18 protein-coding genes are annotated in these 23,531 nt (G+C 59.6%); 7 read left to right on the top strand and 11 right to left on the bottom strand.

Features of this window, described 5'->3' with window-relative positions; all coding sequences use genetic code 11:
- Positions 1-25: 25 nt before the first annotated feature.
- From OQ460_RS12920 to OQ460_RS12885, 8 genes are all read right to left on the bottom strand, one after another.
- A complete protein-coding gene (locus tag OQ460_RS12920) occupies positions 26-1,210 on the bottom strand; it encodes a type III PLP-dependent enzyme (RefSeq protein WP_410017879.1) in 1,185 nt (394 codons plus the stop codon).
- Positions 1,207-2,982, bottom strand: a complete 1,776-nt coding sequence (locus OQ460_RS12915; RefSeq protein ID WP_410017878.1) for an IucA/IucC family protein — start codon at positions 2,980-2,982, stop codon at positions 1,207-1,209. Before OQ460_RS12915 ends, OQ460_RS12920 begins: the two co-directional genes overlap by 4 nt.
- On the bottom strand, positions 2,979-4,121 hold the full coding sequence (locus OQ460_RS12910) for an MFS transporter (protein WP_410017877.1): 1,143 nt from the start codon (positions 4,119-4,121) through the stop codon (positions 2,979-2,981). Before OQ460_RS12910 ends, OQ460_RS12915 begins: the two co-directional genes overlap by 4 nt.
- Entirely contained in the window at positions 4,106-5,887 is a 1,782-nt protein-coding gene (locus tag OQ460_RS12905) for an IucA/IucC family protein (RefSeq protein ID WP_410017876.1), read from the bottom strand. The genes OQ460_RS12910 and OQ460_RS12905 overlap by 16 nt, the downstream gene beginning before the upstream one ends.
- The gene (locus OQ460_RS12900) at positions 5,884-7,083 is read right to left on the bottom strand and encodes an ATP-grasp domain-containing protein (RefSeq protein WP_410017875.1); all 1,200 of its coding nucleotides are present in this window, start codon (positions 7,081-7,083) and stop codon (positions 5,884-5,886) included. Before OQ460_RS12900 ends, OQ460_RS12905 begins: the two co-directional genes overlap by 4 nt.
- A gap of 75 nt (positions 7,084-7,158) precedes the next feature.
- Positions 7,159-9,264: a TonB-dependent receptor family protein gene (locus tag OQ460_RS12895; protein ID WP_410017874.1), complete on the bottom strand. Its 2,106-nt coding sequence runs from the start codon at positions 9,262-9,264 to the stop codon at positions 7,159-7,161.
- 26 nt (positions 9,265-9,290) lie between these two features.
- Positions 9,291-10,034 (bottom strand): HpcH/HpaI aldolase family protein, encoded by a 744-nt coding sequence (locus OQ460_RS12890; RefSeq protein WP_410017873.1) that lies wholly within the window; start codon positions 10,032-10,034, stop codon positions 9,291-9,293.
- A 160-nt stretch (positions 10,035-10,194) separates the two neighbouring features.
- Positions 10,195-10,596, bottom strand: a complete 402-nt coding sequence (locus OQ460_RS12885; protein ID WP_410017872.1) for a GFA family protein — start codon at positions 10,594-10,596, stop codon at positions 10,195-10,197.
- 153 nt (positions 10,597-10,749) lie between these two features.
- On the opposite strand from OQ460_RS12885, the gene OQ460_RS12880 reads away from it, so the two are divergent.
- The 3 genes from OQ460_RS12880 (at position 10,750) to OQ460_RS12870 (ending at position 15,147) form a co-directional block, all read left to right on the top strand.
- Entirely contained in the window at positions 10,750-11,256 is a 507-nt protein-coding gene (locus OQ460_RS12880; protein ID WP_410017871.1) for a sigma-70 family RNA polymerase sigma factor, read from the top strand.
- Positions 11,253-12,218 (top strand): FecR domain-containing protein, encoded by a 966-nt coding sequence (locus OQ460_RS12875; RefSeq protein ID WP_410017870.1) that lies wholly within the window; start codon positions 11,253-11,255, stop codon positions 12,216-12,218. Before OQ460_RS12880 ends, OQ460_RS12875 begins: the two co-directional genes overlap by 4 nt.
- A 97-nt stretch (positions 12,219-12,315) precedes the next feature.
- A complete protein-coding gene (locus OQ460_RS12870; RefSeq protein WP_410017869.1) occupies positions 12,316-15,147 on the top strand; it encodes a TonB-dependent receptor in 2,832 nt (943 codons plus the stop codon).
- Positions 15,148-15,154: 7 nt separating this feature from the next.
- Here OQ460_RS12870 and OQ460_RS12865 read toward each other — a convergent pair whose 3' ends face one another.
- Positions 15,155-15,967: a helix-turn-helix domain-containing protein gene (locus OQ460_RS12865; RefSeq protein ID WP_410017868.1), complete on the bottom strand. Its 813-nt coding sequence runs from the start codon at positions 15,965-15,967 to the stop codon at positions 15,155-15,157.
- Between the two features lie 124 nt (positions 15,968-16,091).
- On the opposite strand from OQ460_RS12865, the gene OQ460_RS12860 reads away from it, so the two are divergent.
- Both OQ460_RS12860 and OQ460_RS12855 read left to right on the top strand, forming a co-directional pair.
- Complete coding sequence (locus OQ460_RS12860) at positions 16,092-16,412, top strand: DUF2834 domain-containing protein (RefSeq protein WP_410017867.1); 321 nt, start codon at positions 16,092-16,094, stop codon at positions 16,410-16,412.
- On the top strand, positions 16,409-16,855 hold the full coding sequence (locus tag OQ460_RS12855; RefSeq protein ID WP_410017866.1) for an MAPEG family protein: 447 nt from the start codon (positions 16,409-16,411) through the stop codon (positions 16,853-16,855). Before OQ460_RS12860 ends, OQ460_RS12855 begins: the two co-directional genes overlap by 4 nt.
- Before the next feature lie 5 nt (positions 16,856-16,860).
- On the opposite strand, the gene chrA is transcribed toward OQ460_RS12855, so the two are convergent.
- A complete protein-coding gene (gene chrA / locus OQ460_RS12850; protein ID WP_410017865.1) occupies positions 16,861-18,069 on the bottom strand; it encodes a chromate efflux transporter in 1,209 nt (402 codons plus the stop codon).
- Between the two features lie 153 nt (positions 18,070-18,222).
- Here chrA and OQ460_RS12845 point away from each other — a divergent pair, with 153 nt between their 5' ends.
- Positions 18,223-18,702, top strand: a complete 480-nt coding sequence (locus OQ460_RS12845) for a VOC family protein (protein WP_410017864.1) — start codon at positions 18,223-18,225, stop codon at positions 18,700-18,702.
- A 361-nt stretch (positions 18,703-19,063) separates the two neighbouring features.
- Positions 19,064-21,190, top strand: coding sequence for a TonB-dependent siderophore receptor (locus OQ460_RS12840; RefSeq protein WP_410021997.1), 2,127 nt, complete (start codon positions 19,064-19,066; stop codon positions 21,188-21,190).
- Positions 21,191-21,296: 106 nt separating this feature from the next.
- Here the strand turns inward: OQ460_RS12840 and OQ460_RS12835 are convergent, their stop codons facing one another.
- Complete coding sequence (locus OQ460_RS12835; protein WP_410017863.1) at positions 21,297-23,483, bottom strand: GAF domain-containing hybrid sensor histidine kinase/response regulator; 2,187 nt, start codon at positions 23,481-23,483, stop codon at positions 21,297-21,299.
- Positions 23,484-23,531 lie beyond the last annotated feature (48 nt).

Raw genomic sequence — 23,531 nt, 5'->3', positions numbered from 1 at the left:
CACAAAGGCCGATAGTAGCGTGGAATCAGTCCTCGATAAAAACCTTCAGCGGTGGTTCATGCATCAGGAAGTTCTGGTGCGAGATGTTCCAGGCATAGGCGCCCGCCAAAGTGAATACCAGCAGGTCACCTATCGCGAGCTGCGCTACGGGTTGTTGGCGTGCAAGAACGTCTTTTGGTGTGCACAACTGGCCTACCAGGGTCACGGACTGATTGCTGATCTGTGCCGCTTGAGTACCTCGCAACACCGTGAACGGATGGTCGTGGCCTTGAGCCGCCGGGGTGCGAAAATGGTGGGTGCCGCCGCGTCCTATTGCAAAGAATTCCCCATGGCTGCTTTTGATGTCCAGCACCTGCATGACGTAGTAACCACAGGCAGCGCTGATGAAGCGGCCGATCTCGAAACGTACGCAGGTTGCGCCCATCTCATATTCATTGATCAACCCCTGCAAGCCCTGGCAAAACCTTGGCCAATCGAACGACTTCGTCGGGTCCTGATAGTTGATGCCCATTCCGCCGCCGACATTCAGCAGTGGCAGTTGCAGGTCATGGTCGGCGCACAATTGGCGGAAGGTCAGGAAGTAGCTGCGAATCAACTCAAGGTGTGCATCCACATCCAATTGGTGCGACAGCAGGTGGAAGTGCAAACCCTTGAGTTCCAGGGACGGTTCTTCGCGCAGGATTTGCAGAGCACTTGCCAGACCTTCCTCATCCAGGCCGAACGGCGTGGGTTTGCCGCCCATGACCAACCGACTCTGTGGTGCCTGGGCCAGCTTCAGGTTCAGCCGCAGCATTACCGGGGCTCGCACACCGCGTTCGCGGGCGATGCGTGCCAGGCTGCGCAATTCGGTCACGCTCTCCACATGAAACGCCGAAATGCGGTATTGCAGGGCAATCTCCAGTTCGCGATCAAGCTTGCCAGGGCCTCCGAAGATCAGCGGTTGGTCCGGGCATTGCTCGTGCAGCCACGCAAGCTCCCCGCCCGAGGCCGCCTCGAAACCATCCACCCATGGCGCCAGGGTCTTGAGTACCAAGGCTTCCGGATTGGCCTTGGCGGCGTAGAACAACTCGCAGTTTGCTGGCAGTACCTCACGCATTGCCTTTACGTGTCGTTCGAGGGCCGGCAGGTCGTAGACGTAGGCGCACAATGGTGCGTCGTGTTTGGTCTTGAGTTGCTCGATGTGCTGTATGACAGAGGCTGAAAGGTTCATGCACGTTTTCTCTTTTCAATCATCGCCAGTGGGCTGGGCAGCGAGGTGTAGCCTGCCTCGCGGTCGGCGCGCATCAACAGGCGCGTCAGGAAGTTTTCCTTGCTCGGGAAGGGCGCGCCGGCGCACAGCTCACGCAGTTGCTGCGGATGATCGAGGCGTGTGGATTGGGCGTGCAGCAGGTCGCCGATTCGCGCCCATAACTGTTGTTCCAGCAATTCGCTACCGTTGGCCAGATGGAACGTGGCTTCGCCGAGATTGTTCACCAGTGCGCAGTAAGCCACGCGCTGCCAGGCTTTTTGCGCGCTGTAGTACACCGAGCTGCGCGTGCGCTCGTCCAGCTCACTCAGGCGTGCGGCGGGCCAGATTTCCGGCACCAGCTTGGTGCCTTCCAGGTCGCGAATCCAGACCTGGGTAGGCAGGCCGTCTTTCGCGAAGCCAATCACCGTGTTCTGCAAGTGCGGCTCCAACACCACACCCTGACGGAACAGGCAATACAGCACGCCGCCGAGCATTTGGGCCGCGTACGCCTGCAGCCAGTTCAGCGTGGCCTGCTCAAGGGGCAGGCCGCTGTTGTCGGCATAGCGCTGTACTTGCTGGCGGCAGACACTGCGACCTTGCTGATCCCAGGTGAACAGCGCCATCGCCACTTGCGGCTGGTACTGCTGGCGATCGGCGAGGGACAGGTTCTCCCGATAAACGATACCGAAGCATTCGGTGACTTCGCGGGCCTCCTCCAGCGTACCCAGGGCGCTGAGGTCCAGGCTGGTGGCGCTGGGTTCCGGCATCAACACGAAGCCTGGCTGGTGTATTGCCAGCTCGCTCATGATCGGGCCGAGCAGGCGCGTCAGGGCGACGGCGCTGTCCAGTTCGTACCAGGCGTTCTTGCGCACGCAGTTGGTCAGGCGCACATGCATCGAGAACTTCATGAAATAGGGCAGTTGCGGATGGTAGAGCGTGCGCACCGACGATGTGGGGTACATGGCCTGGCCCAAGGGCCCGAGGTATTCGATCAAGCCTTGCTGTTGCGCACGCTGCACCAGCGGGTCGGCAAGTATGCGGGCGACTTCCCAGGGGTGGCACGGATAGGCGTCGTCGCGCCCGGACAACTGGCGCAGTGTGCTGCGCGGGTCTTCGCCTTGATGACGAACCAGCGTCGGATCGACCTTGAACCAGTGCAATTGAAAGTGCGCGCCGACTTCCGGTGAGCAGGCCAGCAAATCGTCATGGGAAATACCTTCGCGACTTTTCGGCGTCGGATGCAGGGCATGGCCCCACAGCTGATGCTGCTCGGATGCCAGCAGGCTGTCGGCTGCTTCGTTGGCCGGGCGTGAGTGACGCAGAAAAGTGCGGGTGATCTGTAGGCTGTTGGCCACCTGTTGCAACATCTCGCCGACACGCTCGGCGCCACTGAGAGGGGTGCAGAGCAAGCTCGCCAGTTCAAGGGCTTTCAGCGGGCGCCAACTCTGGTTGTTGCCTTTGAAATAAGGCGCGCTGCGGTAGTGGCAACGACCCAGGCGGCTGGCACGGTCGATGCGTACCACCAGGCGGCCGCTGGGCAGGCGAATGCTGATACAACGGCCATTGGCCTGGCGCAGGCTCATCGGCAGGTCCTGGGCTTGATAGTCCAGGTTGGCTTCGTTGCGGGGCAATGCGTATTCGCGCAGGTAGCAGTTGAGCAGGCACTCGATGGCATGTCGCTGAGCTTCGCCATCGAGGGCATGGTCATGCAGGGACAGGGTATTCAACGATGCGGTCTGGATTGCGAGCGTCATGCCGGTATCTCCCGGGAGGTCATCAATAGGGGGCGTGCGAGCACCATGGCTGCCATGGCCGCCAGGCATGCAACAAGAAACGGAGATGCGATGCCGAAGGACTGGCTGATCAGGGCGGCAGCCACACCGGCAGCGGTACCGGCCCATTTGCCGCTTGAGTCGAACCAGCCGAACAGGCGACCGGCGCTGCCTTTCTGGCTGCGCTGGCTCAGGCAGCGGTGCAGCCCGACAAAGCTGAGCAGCATGCCGGCTCCGCTGAGCAGACGCAGGATGAACAGCGGTTCGGCGTGTACGCTCCAGAACTGCAATGCGTTACTGATTGCCAGCAATGCCAGCCCATGCAACAGCAGGTTGCCCTGATGCTTCTGGACCCACGGCAAGGCCAGCAGGTAGACCAGATGCGGCAGGCTGTAGAGCACGCCGATCAAGGCGTCGTTGCCAATCCCCAACTGCTCGCCGAAGGGCATGAAGTAGGGGAAGGTGACGACCATGGCGAAGCTGAACAGAAACTGCACTGCCAGCAGCCGCGGCATGTCTTGCGGCAGTTCGCCCAATGCTTCCGCTTTTTTGCTCGCCAGCCCATGCTTGGGCGCGTCCTTGGGCAGTGGCAGGATGAGCACGAAGGCCAGCAGTGGTAGCCAGGCCAGATAGCGATACAGGTCCAGTCCCAGGCCTTGGGCAGTCAGCAGCCCCAGGAGGATTGGCCCACTGATCATCGCCAGGCGCGCCGAATACTGCGTCCAGTTCAGGGCGCGGGACAAGTCGCCGCCCTTGAACTGGGTCGACAGATAGGCGTTGGACGCTGCCATCGCGCCGCCGAAGGTGCCCTGGATGATCAGCGCCAGGACGAACACCGTCAGATTGGGACTGAAGCCTGCCAGCAGAAAACCCACGAACAGCCCGGCATGAGCCCGCAGCAACGACAGGCGGCAACCATTGCGATCGGCCCAACGCCCCCAGATCGGGGCCGCCAGTGCGGTGCATAAGGTTGGCAGGACGAACAGCACACCGATGGCCCAGCCAGGGGTGCCAGGTGCAAGATCGCTGAGAATGCGCGGCAGATACAACGGAATACCCAGAGCCGTGAAGGCCGACAGGTAATGCCCCAGCAGGACACTCGTGATCAGGCGTCGTTGCATGGCGCGTCCTCCAGCAGGAAGTTTGCCGCGCTGTAGCCATAAAATTTGTTGATATCGCTGGCACCGGAATGCGCCTTGCTGAACAGGCTGCCGGCGCTGAGCAGGTATTTCACCGGCAATTTCGCACTGTCGAGCAGCCATTGGCGCGCGTCATGACAATCGATGCCTTCGGCTTCGAGCTGTGCCAGGCAGGTCATGAAACGCCGGCGCAGCGTGCCGTACAGGCTGGAGCGAGTAGCCAGGCCCGCGGTGGCTATCGCTTCCAGGATTGCAACGATGTTCAGCTGCAAGGTAATGGTGCAGAACATTTCGGCCAGTGGCTGGCTGTTGTCGACACGAATGCGCTCATCCTGCAAGGCTGTCGCAGCATCAGCCAGGTCCGGGCGAGCATTGGCCAGGCGCTGCGGCCACAGGCGCGCGGCGTCGTTGTCCTTCATCAGCAGGCGCAATGGCTGGCCTTGTTCGAACATCAATACGGCGTTCTGCTGGTTGGCTTCCAGCGCGATGCCGTACTGCAGCCAGAGTCGCAGATGGACCTGCAGCAGCAGATCGAGATAGTCATCCAGCCAGTGTTGCAACGAACCTGCGTAGAAACGTTCGGCCAGTTGTTCGAGGAACAGGCGCCCGTCGGCAAGCGGGCTGGCCAATGCGGCGACAGGCACCAGCGTTACGTTCTCCAGGCCCATCGGGTACTGACGCACGATGTAGGCCAGGTGACGACTCTCGGCGGCATGCCCGCCGTGTTTTTCGTCAACGTGCAGATAGCGTGCGGCGAGCATCGGATCGCGCTCGCTCAAGGCCTGCAGGATGGTCTGGAACCGGTGGCCGTCGTACAGGGTGCTGGGCTTGATCAGGCGCAAATTGCGCGCACCGAGGGTGCTGACCAACAACGGCAGCTTGATGTGCCACTGCGGTTGATTGATGCAGACCACCGTGCGCACGGACAGCGTCGGCTCGACCTGTATGGCAGTGAGTGGCGCCTTGAGTGTGCCTTCAGGCATGCCGTGTTGCGCCAGTTCATCCCATGTCAGCGGGTGTACTGGCAGCAATGAATGGGTGTTTTGCAAGGCCGGTGGCAAGCCGATTTGTTCGAAGGTCGGCCAGTGTGGCGGCGGCGGGCTGGTCAAGCTCAGGGCATGGTTGGGAATCGCCAGCCAGTTGAGCTCGAAGCGCGGCGCGAACTCCGGCGCGTAGCCTTTGAGCGCGGTGGAATCGAAGCCACTTTTGGCACGGGCCGTCGGGTAGAACGGGTGATCCAGATAGCTCGCCAGTTGATCGATCTTCAGCAGCCGCTGCGACCAGTCCTGCAGGTCGATTGCCTCGCCCAGCGCAGGTGCATGTTCACGATATGCCTGATTGCACAGGGTCCGATGTTCGCTCGCGCAATCTGCTTCTTTCTGATATGCGGCGAACAGCGTCAGGCTTTCTTCGTCCAGGCCGTGGCTCAGGTGATCCAGCCAGAGCCGGTAGCCGCGTTGAAGCACAGCATTGCCTTGCGCCGATACTTTGATCCAGGCGTCGCACGTTCCGATCCAGTCTTGTAGTGGATACGCATTGGCCAACGGCAGCCAGAGTTCGTCGCCACCCAGATGGGCAATTCGCAACCAGTTTGCGGCGGGCGGGTGCGGCAAATGCTCGCTCAGTTCCTTGGGCAATCGACAAACCTGCCCCTGGCTGACAATTCCGCGGATGTCTTCGCGCAGGCAGCAATCGATGATGCGTCGAGCAATGAGCGCCTGATCCGCTGCGTCCGGATACTGGCTCATGCGATCACCCACTTCAGGTCGTCCAGGGTTGAATTCAGTTGTGCTTCAAGGCTCGCTTGATCCGGCGCGATCAGCCTCAGTACGCCGATGTAGTCCTTATTGGAGTGACTGATGGTCAGCGTGTCGCCGGCGTTGTGCAGCGCGCGGTAATCGCACCAATGGTCCTCGGTTTCAACATTGAAGCTGGCGCTGGCCTGGTTCAGGCACCCTGAGCGGTCGGCCACCAGATAATGGACGGTTGCCTGGGCTTGCGCGGGCTGCGCCTCGATCAGTGGTTGTCCCAGATGCAACGCGATGATGCGGTCGAACCAGCCCTGTGGCAGCAGGCGATCAAGCAGGAACTCGCGGCCATCGCCGATGCTGCGGTAGTTGATTTCAACCAGCACCGGGCCTTGGGCGGTCAGAATGAACTCGCTGTGGCAAACCCCGAAGTTGACCCCGAACGCTGCCACCTGAGCCAGTGCGGCGCTACGATGGGCGCGGCTGAGTTGCCCATCCCAGTGTGCGGCCAGCTCCACGAAATGCGGCGGTGGCGAGAGGGAGACGTCAAAGCCACCGACAGCTTGCAGGCTGCGCCCATCGCCCAGTGTCTCGAGGGTGAATAAAGGGCCCTCCATGTACGCTTCCAGTAACAGCGCCCGGTCCGGTTGTTGTTGCCAGAACTGCTCGCAGTAAACGGCCAGGTCGCCAGCGTTGTGACACAGTTTGACGTCCAGGCTGGCGACCCCCTCACGAGGCTTGGCAACCACCGGCCATGGTGCATCGTCCGGCACGCTGGAGTTGGCGGTAAGCACCTGGAACCATGGGCCGGGCAAGCCCAGGCGTTGCATGCGTTCGCGCATGGCGGCCTTGTTCTTCGCCGCATAGCACAGTCGCCAGTCCTTGCCAGGGCATTCGAATGCTTCGGCGACCAGTGCGGTTGCGGTCTGCAGGTGGTCACTGTTGGAGAACACCGCGACCGGGCGCAGGCCCTGGCCGTTGAGTGTCTCGATGACGGCCAGCGGGTTGAACACATCGCATTCGATAACGTGCAGCTCATCGGCTGATATGTGCGAGGTGGCGAGCAGGCGGCGGTGTTCCTGAGCGTGATCGGTGATCACCACGATTGGCAACCCGCGTTTGTGCGCGGCAGGCAGAAAACCCTCCAGGATGGCGGGGTGGGCGACGTGAGCAAGAATGACGAATGGGCGATGCATGGCAGTTTCCTGGGGGCAACAGTTGCCCGTCCCGTAGGATCGGGCAACTGATTGACAGGGGCGCAGGTGCGCGGTTTAGAAGCGGTAGTTGACGCCTAGGGTGAGCGAGCGCTCCGGCGCGGGTTGACGACCCCATGGGCTGGTGTCGATGCCGCGGAAGTAATACTGGCGGTTGAACAGGTTGCTGATGCCAACGGAGGTGGTCAGCAGGCTCTTGTCCGCCAGCTCGAACTCACGCTCAAGGGCTGTGTTCCAGACCCAGTAAGCAGGCAGTTTGCCTACGCTGGCATTGGCGTCTTCATTGCTGGAGTTGGCGGCGTCGGTGTAAGCGCTGCTGACATACAGCCCGTCGAGGTTGTAGGTCCAGTGCTCGGCAAAACGGTAACGACCGTCAACCGTGAACTGATTGCGCGAGGAGTACGGTACTTCGTTGTCCTTGAATGTGCCGTTGCGTTGCTTGGCATCGAGGTACGCATAGCTGGCGTGCAGATCCAGGTCAGGCAGGGCTTGCGGGGTCCAGAAAATCTCGCTCTCGAAGCCCTGGTGACGTGTACTGCCCAGGTTGTTGAAGCGGTCGGTCGTGGCGTTGTAGCTGATCTGGTCGTCGAAATCGATGCGGTACAGGTTGAAGTCGACACGCATGCCATCCCATGGGGTATAGCGCACACCGGTCTCGTAGTTCCACGCCAGCTCTGCACCGACATCGCCTTCCTTGACGATCTGCGTGACTTGCGGCGGGCGCAGGGACTTCTGGGCGTTGGCGTAGACGTACCAGGCGTCGGTGGCCTGATAACCCACGGTCAGGCCCGGCAGCCATTCTTCGGATTTGTTTTCGCGCGAGGCGCCGGTGATGCCGTCGCCGTAGTCCATGCGAGCGTTTTCGTAACGTACGCCGGGGGTGATGGTCAGGCGGCGATCGAGCAGGCTGATGGCGTTGCTGATGTAGAACGCGCGGGCATCGTCATCGAACTTCCAGTCACGGAACGGCGTCGTGACGCCGCTAGCCACGCTCTGGCGGTTGACCTTGTAGTCGATGCTTTCACTGACATAGCGGGCGCCCAGCAACCAGGTCTGGCCGACCGTGTCACCATCGATGGTGGCGCTGATGCGTGGCTCCGTGCCCCAGACTTTAAAGTCGCGTGGGCCGTCCTGTTTGGTCGCTGCCGTGCCGTCCGGGGTGAACGGCAGGCCGACCACGAAGTTGCGGTAACTGTTGTGGGCGAAGTTGGTCCAGCTGAACTCCACCGAGTCGAACGGCCCCATGGCGCCCAGGCGCTGGGTATAGGTGCCCCACACACGATCGGTGTCGCCCTCGAAGCGGTCCAGTGGACGCGTCGATTGGCGTGGATCGTTCTTGTAGTCCTTTGCGCTGAGCGCGCCAGCCAGGTCCATGTCGGCCTTGTAATGCTGGATGCCGAAGCTCAGGTCACGATCGTCGTCGATGTTCCATTGGCCGCGCAGGCGATAGTTCTGCACATCGGTATCGGAGTGTTCGCGCCCGTATTCGCCGCTCAGGGTGTTGACGTCCAGTTGCAGGCCGAAGTTGTCAGTCAGGTAGCCGCCGGTGCCCAGATAGCTGTCCCACAACTGGCGGCCGCCGGCGTTGAAGGTGATTTTTTCTTGCAGCGTGGTTTCCCATGTACGCGGAATCGGCTTGCTGATGAAGTTGATCACTCCACCCACGTTGTTCGGGCCGTATTGCACCGCAGCGCCCCCGCGCACGATATCAATCCGGTCGACGGTGGCCATCGTCATCGGAAACAACGACAGGCCAGTCTGGCCGTAGGGAGCCAGTGCCAGTGGTATGCCGTCGGATAACGCCTGAATCCGCCCGCTGCGACTCTCGTACAGACCGCGTACCGAGATCTGTGGCAAGGCGCCGGTGCCGGTCTCGTCGAAAATCTTGACCCCCGGTACCCGTTGCAGCGCGTCGTCCAGACCGCGGGTGCTAGCTTTTTTCAACGCACTTGCGTCGACGACGCTGCGGCTGCCGGCGTAGGTACGCACTTCCTGGTCGCTGGCGGTGCCAAGAACGTCACCCTGGATCACCAGGGGCGCCAGCTCCATGTCGCCGGACGGTGCGATGGACGAGGCACCGGCTTGTTCGGCCGCCATGGCGCCGTGGCAGATGCCGAGAGTAATCAGGCTGAGTGAAAAGTGTAGGGATGTTGTTATTTTCATTTGGGCTACGTTGGCTCGTTTTTTAGCTATTGGAGGGAGTTAAGGCGCGCTTTCAATGCGTTGTGCAACAAACCTCGGTCTTCACCGGCCAGGAAGCTTCGGACCCCGCGAGCGCGCCACAGCGTGTTCTGTTCAGTGGTGCGCGGGTTAGCGCAGAAGGGGATGGCGACCTGGGCGCATGCATCCGCCATGTCTTGCAGCATTTGCCAGACTTGGGGGTTGAGCGGGTCGGGCCCCAGGCCAAGATCGAGCGACAGGTCCAGTGCGCCTTCCATAATCATGCCGACGCCCGGCAGTTGCAGGATATCGCCCAGAGCGTCGACCCCGGCGCGGCTTTCGATCATGGGAATAATCGGCGTCTGGCGATTGGCCAGATCAATGTATTCGGGTAATGGCAGGCGTCCGAACCCGGTAATACGACCCCCGGTTATTCCGCGTTTACCCAAGGGTGGAAAGAACGCAGCTTCGATAGCGCGCTGAACTTGTTCGGCACTTTCGGCGCGTGACAGGACAATGGCCTCGATCCCGGCATCCAGCGCTCGACCAATCAGTTTCGCGTCTACTTGAGGTATGCGCAGCCACGGTGAAATACCCGCGCTTTCGCACGCACGGACGCAGTGCATGATGTCTTCTTCGGAGCGCAGCAGGTGTTCAAGGTCCAGAATCACGAAGTCATAGCCCGCAAACGCGAGCATTTCGCAAAGCATCGGTGAAGGTAGAGAGTTGAGCATGCCGTAGACGTTGTTCCCCGCTTGTAATCGGGAAAACACGGGAGAGGTTCGTATCACTGACGCATATCCTTCAGGCTGGATGCGCGCCAATAGTAATCATTCCCAATTATAAGTAAACATTTTTTGACACTTGATATTTGAAATTCGTGATGGCCCTCATAAAAAAACCGTTCCGGGGTTTTCTACCGGGGCACCGCCATTACTGACCTTGAGGCCTGTCATCCTGAAGCGCGTACCACGAGGCTTTTGATTCGACATAAACGTGTTTCTGCCAGGGCAACGTCACGGTTGTGTCCAGGGTGCCCAATGCAATCGAGATCCAGTCGGGGTAATCGCCGAGGCGGTTTGACCAGAACAGTGATGAACCGCACTGACCGCAGAACTGGCGCAGGATGCCTTCGGAAGAAGGGTACGACATAAGGCGGTCGGCGCCTTGAAGAAGGTGCAGGTCGGTACGACGCACGCTGGCGTAGCTGGCAAATGCAGCGCCATGGCTTTTACGGCATTGGCTGCAATGGCAATGAGAAACTGCTTGAAGGGGGGCGCTGAGCTGGTATTTAACGGCACCGCAAAGGCAACTGCCCAAGAGGGTATCGGTCATTTCAAGGCTCACCCTGGATTGGAGAAGGCATTCATTTAAACAGTGGCGATTGATGCTGTCGACTGGCCTTGATTGATAGATCGCAGGCTGTACAAACATCAGGCAAAAACTATATAGTGAGAAGCATTCCCATTAGTATCAAGTGAAGCTTACATGCACCACAACCACGTTGTCTCGCCAGTCGAACAGCTGTATGCGAGTCATCACGGTTGGCTTCGCGGTTGGCTGCACCGGCGATTGGGCCACAGTGCCGACGCTGAAGACTTGGCGCATGACACCTTCATCCGGTTGCTACGCTCGCAGCAGGATGTGTGCGAATTGCGCCAACCCATGGCGTTTCTTGCAGCGATTGCCAATGGCCTGTTGATCAACCGTTGGCGTCGTCAAGAGATCGAACGTGCTTATCTCGAGGCGTTGGCGGCACGGCCCGAAGTCGAGGAGCCCTCGCCCGAAGAGCGTTACTTGATGATCGAAACCTTGTTGCAACTCGACTCGCTGTTGGTCGGGTTATCGATGCGGGTGCGGCAGATTTTCTTTTTATCCCAGCTCGACGGTTTGACGTACCCGCAAATCGCCACTCAATTGGGCTTGACGGTAGCGCAAGTGCAGCGGGCGATGAGCAAGGCCTTCAGTGTTTGCTATGCGAGCCGTTTTGAATGAACGGTGCCTCGGTCGAGCCGAAAGTACGCGACGCCGCCATCGACTGGATTGTCAGGACGCAGTCCGGCGTCATGAATGCAACCGATCACCGGGCCTTGGAGCAATGGCGTCAAGCGAGCGCTGAGCATGAATACGCCTGGCAGCGCGTGCTCAGCTTGCCATTGCTGCTACAACCCGGAGCTGGTCTGTTGGCAGATACCACCGCACGCCGCGCCTTGGAGTCCGCCGGAACCGACCTGCAAGGTCGGCGGCAGATACTCAAGTGTTTGTTCGCTGCCGGACTGCTCGGCGGAACAGCTTGGCAAAGTGTAGACACCACTCTGGTGCGCGCAGCTTTCGCGAACTACCGTACCGGCACCGGGGAGAGACGCCGATGGGTGCTGGACGACGGCAGTACGCTGTGGTTGAACACGGCCAGTGCTGTGAATCTGGAGCTGACGGCGGACCAGCGCCACGTACAGTTGATAGAGGGTGAAGTGGCTCTTGATGCGCGAGCCGCTTCGCGACCTCTGCAAGTGATCACCCAGCATGCCGTGGTCTACACCCCTGAAGCGAATGTGCTGGTGCGGCAAGGCCCGCGTCATACCCAAGTGACGGTGTTGCGTGGTTTGGCGCACGTCAGTCCGCAAAACAGCCCTGTACCGCTGACGCTTGCAGCCGGTTGGCAAACCCGAATAGACAGCCTGGGTGCCAGCGCACCAAGACGCGTCGACCTGGTTGTGGCACAGGCTTGGCTGCGCGGTATTTTGCCGGCGGAACGCATGCGCCTGGATCTATTGCTGAGCGAACTGGCACGTTACCGCCCGGGGATTTTGCGTTGCAGCGAACAGGTCGCCGGTTTGCGTGTAACGGGGAGCTTTCAATTGGACGACATCGAGACGGCGCTGGCGTTGATTGCTCACACGCTACCCGTGCGTATCGAGCGACGTACCCGTTATTGGGTGACCGTGGTGCCCGCCTGAATATTTATTTTTGCCTGGACGATAGTTTTTCAAAAGTTGCTTGGCCTTTAGGAATAACCCATCGAAACAGGTGGGCCAAAACCTCTAGGAGCCCAACATGACTTCCCCATCAAGAGCCTTGTGTGCCCGCACGTTTGGTCGGCTTTTTATAAGTTTGCAATTGCTTTACGGTACGACCGTTTTTGCCGCAACCCAACAGCATTACGACATCGAGGCTGGCCCACTCGATCAGGCGCTCTCGCGATTTGGTGCGCAGGCGGGCATCAGCATGGCAGGCAGTTCTACGCTGACGTCTGGTAAAAGTACCCGGGGGTTGCAGGGCGATTTCAGTACACAAGCAGGCCTGACCCGCTTGTTGCGAGACACAGGCTTGAGCTTTCAACGTCAGGAGAATGGCAGTTTCAGCTTGTTTCAGACCGGTGGCGAAATTGTTCTGCCGGAGCAGCAAGTCACCGGCGAAAACCCTCAGAAAACGGTCTACTCGGCGCCACGTTCCTCGGTGTATATCTCCAGCGAAGATATGCAGCGCTATGGTGTGATTTCCCCCGCAGATCTTCTTAAAGGCCAGCCCGGCGTCCAGGTGGGCGACAGCCGAAATGGTGGTGGCCTTGACGTCAATATCCGGGGTATCCAGGGTCAGAGTCGTGTCGCGGTAACGGTCGATGGTTCGCAACAGGCGCTTGATGTCTATCGCGGCTATGCCGGCACTCAGCAGCGCAGCTATATCGACCCTGACCTGATCAGCGACATTACGATCGACAAGGGGCCGAGCCTGACCTCCAGCGCCATCGGCGGCTCGGTGAACATGCGCTCTCTGGGTATCGATGACATTTTGCGGGACAACAATACGATTGGGCTGCGCCTGAAGGGCGATTTCTGGAACAACGGTGTGGCTCCCGCTTCCCGTGATGCGCACTCCACCAGCGAGGATCTGACTGCGCAGCCGCACATGAAACGTGGCGGCCTGTTCGGCTCGAAGGCTGAGTCCGGTAGCGCCGCGTTTGCATATACCCATGACTTGTTTGATGTCGTGGCGGCTTATGCCCATCGCAACCAGGGCAACTACTTTACCGGCAAAAAGGGTCAGGATCGCTATCGCACATTCGACCGTTATGGCCGTGAAAACATGACGGTAGCAACTGCCTATAACGCGGGTGAGGAGGTGTTGAACTCATCGCTGGAAACTGAATCGTTCTTATTGAAAACGAGCCTGCGGCCAGCGGATGATCATACGCTGGACTTGGGTTATATCCGCTATGACGGACGTATTGGGGAAATCATGCCCTCAGACATTTTTCGTTTCGGCACGGGTGGCATCTATCAATATCCATTGGGCCGAGTCCAGATCAATACCTATACGGCCCGCTATAACTACCTTCCTGCGAACAACCCGCTGGTAGACCTCACGGCCAGCGTATGGATGACGGACGCTAAAACCAGCCAGTTGAGCGCGGTCCTGGCGCCGGCTTCGCAGGCCTATCGTTCGGACCGAAACTGGAGTCGGCAAGACAATCGACGCATTGGCGGTGACCTGCTGAACATCTCGCGATTTGATTCGGCCTATGGTGATTTCAAGCTGGATCTGGGCGGATCGTTCCAGCTGGAGGAGCTTCGCCCACAAAAAAGCGTGGTCACCACGCAGCACGACATCAACGCCAACCGCAGTCTGCGAGAGGGCTCGCGACAAGAGTTCAGCCTGAACGGCAAGCTGGAGTACAAACCGCTCGATAGCCTGACGTTGTGGGGAGGAGGTCGCTATCTCTACTACCGCACCAAGGATCATGTCCCGCACGCAACGGCGCAGTTGGAGGAGCGTGAGCTGCGCTATATCAGCGTCCAAAAGCCGGGGCACTACGGCAACATGATGTGGTTCCCCGACCAGAACGGGCAGTACACCGATGCCACGGACCCACGGCAAAACAACGGTATCGTGTTTGGCAACACCAACTTTCCCTTTGAAGGCGAGCGCTTTAATGACTTCGGTGCGACTGAGTCAAGGGTGTATGACTCTCAGGTCGGGACGGTAGTGAGCGGTTATGAATATTCCCCCAAGCAAAGCGAAAGCGGTGGCGCTTTTTCACCTGCGGTCGGCATCAACATTGAAGTAGCGCCAGATACCTTCGTCTATGCATCCTATACCCAGGGGCTGCGGATGCCCTCGTTGTTCGAAACCAGTCAAGGGGTGCTGCAGACCATGCCTGGCAAAGGTTTGAAGCCAGAACGCTCAAGCAACTGGGAGGTCGGTGCCAGCACGATGCACAAGGGCCTGTTGTTCGATAACGATTCGGCGGCGATCAAACTGACCTACTTCAACAACACGATCAAAAACTACATCACCCGCTATTACGATCCGAGCCCGGGATTGATGGGGCTGATGCGCTTCAGCAATACCGATAGTTTCAAAACTAGCGGCCTGGAGCTGCAATCGCGCTACGATGCGGGGCGGGTGTTTGCCGACTTGTCCTCCACCTACTATTTGAAAACCGAATCCTGCGACTCGGCTTTCGCGGCGCGATTGCGCGCAAGCTCCAACCCCTATCAGGACCTGAGCCGCACGCCGAACTGTACGCAGGGTAGCTTTATGGGGTCGTACACTAACACGCAGAATCCACCCCGGTTCGCCGGGAACCTGACTACGGGCCTACGCTTTTTTGACCAAACACTGACAGTCGGCGGGCGCGCTACCTACACCTCTGGTCCGACCGCCACGGCCAACAAGACTTGGCAGACTGGTGCAACCACCTCGCAGTTGGTCTATCACCAAGTGGCGTTGTTCGATTTATTTCTGAACTACAAGTTCATGGAACATACGAACCTCAGCGTTTCGCTACAGAACCTGACCGATCGCTACTACCTGGACCCGCTGGCACAGAGCTTTATGCCTGCGCCGGGCCGCACCTTGCGCATGGGGCTCGAGACCCGGTTCTAGGTTAAGGCTAGGGTTTACCTGGTAACTGTTCATACGCCGCGGTCATCACCTGCCAGGAATGCGCATCTGCCGGAATCAAATGCTCGATACGCAACGACGTCACGGTGATATCGAGCGGCATGCCGAAGGTGGTGAAGGTCGACAGGAAACTCAACTCGCCTTGTCGCGAGTTGACTCGGGTGAGTACCAGCGGTGGCAGTTCATCGGCCAGGGATGGCGGGCTTTGCGGCGCCGGCAGGCTTGCCAGCAGCGTAGCCAGGGCCGGGTTGCCCAGGGCCTCGCGGCTGGCGCGTTGCCAGGCGACGGTGCGGATCTCTTCAGCGTTGATCAAGTGGTCGCCCAGGCCTCCCGGCTGTAGCAGGGTCGTCAATAGATTCAATCCCGTCGCGGCGTCTGGGTTCAGCCCCACCAGATCAAACAGCACTTGGGTGCTGGCATTGGCGGCGAGTACTTCCCAGTGGCTGCCCAATACGATGGCCGGTGCCGGATTGTTGGCTTGCAGCACATGGCTGATCGCCTCCCGAATCGCCTCCATTGAGGCACATGCGAGCGGCGTGGCCTCGTAGCGCGGCGCGTATCCGGCGGCCAGGAACAGGCTGTTGGATTGCGCCAGCGGTACTTGCAGCGCCGTCAGCAGGTTATGCAGCGTACCTGGGCCGGGCTTGGCGCGGCCGGTTTCGATGCAACTGAGGTGACGCTGGGAAATCCCGGTGATCAGTGCCAGCTCCAGCTGGCTCAACTTGGCCTGGCGGCGCAACAACCGCAGTTGCGCGCCGGCGCTGGCGTCGGGGTGTGCCCGGGGGAAAGGTTGGCTGCTCATGGGTGGACTCTGGCAGGGCGAGGCGGAGGGCGTCGATGACCTCAGAGGTCATTGAGATGTCGAGGACGTTATCACTAATGTGCGCTTCGCCCAATCGTTGGTGCTGATCTCCAGGGAGGAGCATATGAACAGACCCTATATCGCCCTTGCCAGCCTGTCGGCTTTTTCGCTGTATACGCTGGGCACGATGCTCTCGGCCAACCAGTCGCTGATTGCCTTCGGCCTCGAGTTGATGTCGAGGCCGGACACGGCCCAAGTGGTGATTGATCTTTATTTGATGGCTGGCATGGCATGCGTATGGATGTACCAGGATGCCCGCGCCAAAGGCAGATCACTGATCCGCCTGCTGCCTTACTTTTTGCTGACGGCGGTCCTCGTCTCGATAGGGCCGCTGTTGTACATCGTGATCAATGGGTTTGGCCGTCATCCAGGTGGCCGGCAATGAGCTCCGTGCTGCATGTCTATGCAGGGTGTGTGCTGGTCTTGTTGTGCAAAATGTGGGCGGTCTCCTGTTACCAGGGCTTCTTGCGTATCAGGCGCCGTGCATTTACCAACCCTGAGGACGCGGGCTTCTTCCAGCGCGACGCACATCCCCAGGAGTTGCCACAGGTCAGCCGAGCGGCCAAGGCGTGGATCAATGATCTGGAAAACATTCCCTTGTTCTTCGTCCTGGGCGGGCTGTGCCTGGCGCTGGAGACCACAAGCGTTATCACGGCGTGGCTGTGTGCCGCGTTCACTGTTGCACGGGTGGTGCATACCGTGATGTACCTGGGCGGCCGACAACCGTGGCGCACGGTTGCCTATGGCGTGGGAATGATGTGCCTGCTGGGCATGGCAGGCATGGTCGGGTTCGAACTGTTGCCGGCGTTGGGAACGGCAGGGGCCTGACAGGTTTACCACACGATACTCAAGATCCATCCAATGCCAGCGCTTGCAGCCACCACTAACCAGGGGGGTAGCTTCCAGAACATCAACGCGACCAGTGCGAACAGGGCCAGGGCAAAGTCTTGCGGTTGCATAATTGCACTGGTCCAGACCGGCTGATACAGCGCTGCCAGCAACAGGCCGACCACCGCTGCGCTGACGCCGGCCAGTGCGGCCTGGGTACGCACACTGTGGCGCAACTGTTCCCAGAACGGCAGGGCGCCGAGGATCAACAAAAAGGACGGCAGGAAGATTGCCAACAAGCAGACGATGCCTGCTACCCAGCCGGAAGGGCTTGTAGTCATCGATGCGCCGAGGAAGGCGGCAAACGTAAACAAGGGGCCGGGCACGGCTTGCGCGGCCCCGTAGCCTGCGAGGAATATGTCATTGCCCACCCAACCTGTAGGCACTACTTCGGCTTGCAGCAATGGCAGCACCACGTGCCCGCCGCCGAAGACCAGCGATCCTGCCCGGTAGAAGGCGTCTACCATCGCCAGGGTCTGGCTGGGCAACCATTGGCTCAAAAGCGGCAGACCCACCAACAGCACCACGAACAGCAGCAACCACGCACTGCCGGCCCGCCGGCTGATGCTGATTGGCAGTGAATCGTGTTCGTGGCTTTGGGTGGGTTTGAACAGCAGCAGGCCGACAAGGCCTGCGGTGATGATCACGCTGACCTGCGCCCAGGCAGACGGCAGCAGTAACGCGACACAGGCGGCCATAAGCATGAGTGTCACTTTTGGCACGTCTGTACACAGGTTGCGTGCCATGCCCCAGACGGCTTGAGCAACCACGGCCACGGCGACGACTTTCAGGCCATGCAATACGCCCGGTGCGAAGGCCGTACCTTGTCCGGATATGCCCAGTGCAAACAGGATCAGCGCCATGGCCGAAGGCAGGGTAAAACCGACCCAGGCCGCAAATGCTCCGCTGTATCCAGCGCGTGACAGGCCCAGCGCAATACCGACCTGGCTGCTGGCGGGTCCCGGCAGGAATTGGCATAGCGCTACGAGGTCGGCATAGCTGCGCTCGCTCAACCAATGTCGTCGGGTGACGAATTCTTCGCGAAAGTACCCCAGATGGGCGATAGGCCCGCCAAAGGAGGTGAGCCCCAGCCGCAGGAATATCAGGAATACAGCCCATGGGCTGCTGCGCTGACGGGTATGAAACTGGGACATGTGTTTGCCTTCCTGGGGAAAGTAAGACCGGTTCGACAGGGCTCCTAGGATAATGGATTCTCGCTCATAGGAGCGTGGCCCGTTGCACGCCCACACCAGCAGCTTCATTCAAGGACTAGAATGCTTCGGTCACTACCCTTTTGGAGAGCCGAAATGATCCCCAAGACTACCCTTTGCCTCTGGTATGACGGCACAGCACTGGACGCCGCGATCTTTTATTCCAAGACCTTCCCGGACAGCGCGGTTATCGCTGTTCATCACGCCCCCGGTGACTATCCGGCGGGCAAGCAGGGTGACGTCCTGACGGTTGATTTCACTGTGATGGGCATTCCCTGCCTGGGTCTCAATGGCGGCCCGGCGTTCAAGCACAGCGAGGCTTTTTCGTTCCAGGTGGCCACCGATGACCAGGCCGAGACCGACCGCCTCTGGAACGCGATTATCGACAACGGCGGCGAGGCGAGCGCCTGCGGTTGGTGCCGGGACAAGTGGGGGCTGTCATGGCAAATCACCCCGCGAGTACTGACTGCCGCGTTTACCGACCCCGATCGCGCCGTAGCCAAGCGCGCTTTTGAGGCGATGATGACGATGACCAAAATCGACATTGCGGCTATCGAAGCGGTATTGAAAAAGTGACACACCTTGGTAAAAGAGCATCGTCGACCCGTTGGCCAAAGCAAACGAATGAACATGGAATTGACGGCTGAAAGGTTGATCGAAATTGCAACGGCCAACCTGATAAATGCTGGCTCAGGATTCTACCGGGTGGCGAACAGGCCAACGGCGGGTGTTTTGTACGAGGGCGTATCAGGGCAATGCACCCGCGCGTTGTGTGATACCGGGTGACCGGCATCCTGTGTCACCCCGATATGTGATCTAAAAAACCGCATAAGTTAATGGGAATTAATATCAAGTAATAATTAATTCATGTATCTTGCCCGGCAAATTTCTGGCCGAGCGTTTTGCGCGCCTGGCGTTTTTCAAGGGCAAGTCATCGATGCGTCGGCTTATCGTTTCTCTGTGCGTCCTCCAGGCCTCTTCCTTTAACGTCTGGGCTGATCAGTCCCTGGCTGAACCGGGCACCTTGCAGTTGGAGGCCATCGACATTACCGGCGAGGAGCAAGTAGAAACCGCCTCTGGTCCGGTTACCGGCTACCACGCTACCCGTTCCGCAAGCGCCACCCGTACTGATACCTCGATCCATGAAACGCCGCAGTCGATTACCGTGGTACCGCGTGATGTGGTGCAAGATCTCGGTGCAACGCGCCTGCAGGATGCGCTCGATTATGCGGGCGGTGTGGGCCGGGCCAATAACTTCGGCGGGCAGGGCCTGACCACCTTCACGGTGCGCGGCTTCAGCACTGGGGAGTTCTACCGTAATGGCTTTGCGATCAACCGTGGCTACCCGAACATGCCGGATGCCAACACCATTGAACGCCTGGAAGTGCTGCGCGGGCCGGCCACTATGCTGTATGGCCGTGGTGATCCCGGTGGCACCTTCAACGTAGTGTCCAAGCAGCCCTTGGCCGAACGCACCGTGACCCTGGGCAGCCAGATCAATGATCAGGGCATGCGTCGCGGCACCCTCGACACATCGGGCCCATTGGATGAAGACGGGCGTTTTGCCTATCGCCTGAACCTGGTGGGTGAGGGCGGCGATACCTTTCGCGATCACGTCGAAACCGAGCGTTACGGCATCGCCCCGGTGTTGAGCTGGCAAGTAAACGACAGCACCCGCGTGATATTCGAGGGTGACTTCATGCGCAACAACCATCCCCTGGACCGAGGGCTGACGCGCTATGCGAACCAGCGCGGCACGGCCTCGCGCAGCACGTTCTTCGGTGAAAAGGACGTTGGCAAGTTACACAACGACAACAATGTGGCGCAGTTACGCTTCGAGCATTCGCTCAACGATAACTGGACCCTGGCCGGTGGCATGCAATGGCTTGACGGCACTTTGCAGGGCAACGCTGTCGAGGCCCAGAAGCTTGGCGCCGACGGCCGCACCCTGGAGCGCAACTTCAACTACCGCAAGCTGGAATGGACCGATCGCGACTACCAGATCAACCTTACCGGCAGATTTTCCACCGGTGCGTTTGAGCACACCTTGCTGACCGGTATCGAGTACGAGGATTATGACTACAAGTCGATCATCCAGCGTTCCGCCGCCGAGCCTGGAACGTACCCGATCGATATCTACGACCCGGTCTACGGCCAGGCGCGCCCGCCACTGACACGCACGCCGACCCATGACAAGGAAAACCTCAAGACCTACGCCGCCTTCATCCAGGATCAAGTGGCTCTGAGTGAGCGCCTGAAAGTTCTGGCTGGCGCGCGTTTGGAGCGGTTTGAGCATGACTATCAGACCTACGTGGCTGGCGCCAAGGGTTGGACTGCCAGCGATAACGCTGTTACCCCGCGCCTGGGGTTGATCTACGACCTGACCGACACGCTGGCGGTGTATGCCGATACTGCGCGCTCGTTCAAGCCCAACACTGGCGCCAGCAACCAGGGGCCCGGGTTCAAGCCGGAGAAAGGCAAGTCCTATGAAGTGGGGGTCAAGTGGCAAGCCCTGGATCGACAGTTGAGCGTTGATGCGGCGGTGTACCAGATTGAAAAAACCAACGTGCTGACCAAAGACCCGGCGAACCTGGACTTCAATATCGCCACCGGCGAGGTACACAGCCGAGGTTTTGATCTGAATGTGGCCGGCAACCTGACCCCTGAATGGCGGATGATCGGCGGTTATGCCTATGTGGATGCTGAAGTGGCCAAGGATAGCCAGGTCAAGTCGGGTACACGTTTGCTCAACATCCCGCGCAACAGCTTCAGCCTGTTGAACGTCTATGAGTTCCAGGACGGAGGTCTCAAGGGCCTCGGTTTGGGCCTGGGTGGCAAATACGTGTCTGAACGTGCCGGCGCGCAAACGGCCAGCGCGTTCTCGATGGACAGCTACACGGTGGTGGACTTGCTGGCGTTCTACAAGGTCAATGACAAGATTCGTCTCAACCTGGATGTGAAAAACCTGTTCGATGCCGATTACGAGGAAGGCGCCTTTGGTGGCACCTACGCTTATCCGGGGGCGCCACGTACGGTGCAGGCGGGTATTTCCTACACGCTGTGAGTTGATGGCTCCTGGGTCAGCCCTTTTCCCCTCACACCAGCCCTCTCCCCTTTGGGGCGAAGGCTAGTGTGAGGGGTGGTTCGCAAACCACATACAAAACCATCCCTTAATCCTTGCCCATGGCCTTGGCCAATACCCGCGAGACCTGGTCGGCAGAGTAGGGTTTGGCGAGGAACTCGAAACCGTCGTAGCCGCTCCTGGCCAGCTCTTCACTGTAGCCCGAGGTCAGGATCACCGGCAGGCCGGGCCTGCGTCGACGTAGCTCCCTGGCCAGCGCCACGCCACCAATGCCCGGCATGACGACGTCCGAGAAGACCCCGTCGAATGCCATGGCGTCCGGGCCGACCATTTCCAGTGCTTCTTCGGCATGGGTGGCCCAGACCGTCTGATAGCCCAGGTCCTGCAGGATCTGATTGGCGAAACGTCCGACTTCCAGGTTGTCTTCCACGATCAGAATACGTCGCCGTGCAGTGTTCGGCAGCGGCTCAAAAATCTCCTGGGTGAGATCGCCGGGCACTGCTGCAGTTTCTACCTGTGGCAGGTACAGGGTGAACACCGTGCCTTGGCCGACATTGCTGGCAACATCGACATTGCCTCCCGACTGCTTGGCAAACCCAAACACTTGAGATAGCCCGAGCCCCGTGCCCTTGCCGACTTTCTTGGTGGTAAAGAACGGTTCGAAAATACGCTCGAACGTTTCTGAAGGGATGCCGGTACCAGTGTCCGCAAGCGAGATCGAAACGAAGGCTTTTTGCGAGCCACCGTGCCCGCGTATGCATGGCAGCGCCTGGTCGCCATCCACTCGCAGCACCAGCGTGCCTTGGCCGTCCATGGCGTCCCGGGCATTGAGGGCGATGTTGATCAGCGCGGTTTCAAACTGGCAGGAGTCGGCACAGATGTAGTAGCAGCGCTCAGGCAATTGCACGTTTACATGGATGCGTGTGCCAGTGACTGTTTCCAGCATGTCGCCAATATTCTTGACCCGCTGGCCGGCATCGAATATTTGCGGGTTCAGCGGCTGGCGCCGTGCAAAGGCGAGCAGTTGGCTGGTCAACTTGCTGGCACGTTCCACGGTATCGGCCACGGCGTTTATGTAACGCTGGCGGCGCTCTTCGGACAAGTTGGGGGTGCGCAAGAAATCCACCGACGAACGAATGATCGTCAGCAAGTTGTTGAAGTCATGCGCCACGCCGCCCGTCAACTGGCCGATGGCTTCGAGCTTTTGTGATTGGCGCAATGCGGCTTCGGTCTGGGTCAATAGCGTGGTGCGTTCCACCACCCGTTGTTCCAGGGTTGCGTTCAAGTCCGCCAGCGCCGATAGACCTTCACGCACGATCGCATCGGCGCGTACCCGCTCGATGTGGGCCCAGGACCTTTCGGTGACCTCACCCAACAATGCGAGATCGTAGGACGACCATCGACGTGGCGCGCGGTCATGCATCGCCATCAGCGCGGTCAGCCGGCCAGACTTGATCAACGGCATACAAATCGTCGCGGTCACGCCCAAGGCCTGAAAAGTCGCGGCTTCCTCCGGGCTCAGTTCCTGCAGGTTGTTATGGATGATCAGCGGTTCGCCTGCCTGCAGGCGAGTGACTGCCAGTTGGCCGAAGTCGGACAGGCTGTAATGCCCAAGGATACTGGGTGAACCTTGGGCCGCCCAATTGCCGCGAATGGTGAAGCCATCTTCATCAGGCTCCATGTCCGCGTAGGCGCAGTTGGATAATTGCAGATGAGTGGCCAGGACCTGTGTCGTGACCGCCATGATGGTTGCCGGATCGGTGGCACTGGCGATCCCGCTGCTGATGGCATCCAGCACCGCCAGGCGGCGGGCCATGAACACCGCGTTGGTGGTTTCGGTCACCGTATCGAGCATTCCCACGACCTGGCCTTGAGAGTCGCGGATCGGGCTGTAGCAAAAGGTGAAATACGCCTGTTCCGGACCGCTGCCGCGTTCGACCACCAACGGAAAATCTTCAATGTAGGTGGCGCGCCCTTCAAAAGCTGCATCGGCGATGGGCCGGATGTGGTCCCAGGCTTCTCGCCAAATGGCATTGAAGGGCTGGCCCAGTGCTTCAGGCTTGTTGCCAAGGATGGGGACGAAGGCATCGTTGTACAGCGTGATCAGGCCTGGCCCCCAGACAATCGCCTGGGGAAAATGCGAGGCAAAGCTTAGCGCCACCGTGGTCTTGAGCACGTCCGGCCATTGCTCCAGCGGCCCGAGTGGCGTGTTCGCCCAGTCGTGGCACCGAACCCGTTCGGCCATATCACCGCAGCCTTGCAGCCAGTCTTTCATTCGCCCACTACCTTGTTTGTCCGAATCGCTTGTCCCTTGGTTACAGCA

It is taken from the genome of Pseudomonas imrae (genome assembly GCF_046352735.2).
GTDB lineage: Bacteria > Pseudomonadota > Gammaproteobacteria > Pseudomonadales > Pseudomonadaceae > Aquipseudomonas > Aquipseudomonas imrae.
The sequence above is the reverse complement of the archived record's forward strand: the minus strand, read 5'-3'. Positions and strand labels throughout refer to the sequence as shown.

Excerpts from the sequence above, each read along its gene's own strand:
- OQ460_RS12920 (WP_410017879.1), bottom strand. The coding sequence starts at position 1,210 with ATGAACCTTTCAGCCTCTGTCATACAGCACATCGAGCAACTCAAGACC.
- OQ460_RS12915 (WP_410017878.1), bottom strand. The coding sequence starts at position 2,982 with ATGACGCTCGCAATCCAGACCGCATCGTTGAATACCCTGTCCCTGCAT.
- OQ460_RS12910 (WP_410017877.1), bottom strand. The coding sequence starts at position 4,121 with ATGCAACGACGCCTGATCACGAGTGTCCTGCTGGGGCATTACCTGTCG.
- OQ460_RS12905 (WP_410017876.1), bottom strand. The coding sequence starts at position 5,887 with ATGAGCCAGTATCCGGACGCAGCGGATCAGGCGCTCATTGCTCGACGC.
- OQ460_RS12900 (WP_410017875.1), bottom strand. The coding sequence starts at position 7,083 with ATGCATCGCCCATTCGTCATTCTTGCTCACGTCGCCCACCCCGCCATC.
- OQ460_RS12895 (WP_410017874.1), bottom strand. The coding sequence starts at position 9,264 with ATGAAAATAACAACATCCCTACACTTTTCACTCAGCCTGATTACTCTC.
- OQ460_RS12885 (WP_410017872.1), bottom strand. The coding sequence starts at position 10,596 with ATGACCGATACCCTCTTGGGCAGTTGCCTTTGCGGTGCCGTTAAATAC.
- OQ460_RS12880 (WP_410017871.1), top strand. The coding sequence starts at position 10,750 with ATGCACCACAACCACGTTGTCTCGCCAGTCGAACAGCTGTATGCGAGT.
- OQ460_RS12875 (WP_410017870.1), top strand. The coding sequence starts at position 11,253 with ATGAACGGTGCCTCGGTCGAGCCGAAAGTACGCGACGCCGCCATCGAC.
- OQ460_RS12870 (WP_410017869.1), top strand. The coding sequence starts at position 12,316 with ATGACTTCCCCATCAAGAGCCTTGTGTGCCCGCACGTTTGGTCGGCTT.
- OQ460_RS12865 (WP_410017868.1), bottom strand. The coding sequence starts at position 15,967 with ATGAGCAGCCAACCTTTCCCCCGGGCACACCCCGACGCCAGCGCCGGC.
- OQ460_RS12860 (WP_410017867.1), top strand. The coding sequence starts at position 16,092 with ATGAACAGACCCTATATCGCCCTTGCCAGCCTGTCGGCTTTTTCGCTG.
- OQ460_RS12855 (WP_410017866.1), top strand. The coding sequence starts at position 16,409 with ATGAGCTCCGTGCTGCATGTCTATGCAGGGTGTGTGCTGGTCTTGTTG.
- chrA (WP_410017865.1), bottom strand. The coding sequence starts at position 18,069 with ATGTCCCAGTTTCATACCCGTCAGCGCAGCAGCCCATGGGCTGTATTC.
- OQ460_RS12845 (WP_410017864.1), top strand. The coding sequence starts at position 18,223 with ATGATCCCCAAGACTACCCTTTGCCTCTGGTATGACGGCACAGCACTG.
- OQ460_RS12840 (WP_410021997.1), top strand. The coding sequence starts at position 19,064 with ATGCGTCGGCTTATCGTTTCTCTGTGCGTCCTCCAGGCCTCTTCCTTT.
- OQ460_RS12835 (WP_410017863.1), bottom strand. The coding sequence starts at position 23,483 with ATGAAAGACTGGCTGCAAGGCTGCGGTGATATGGCCGAACGGGTTCGG.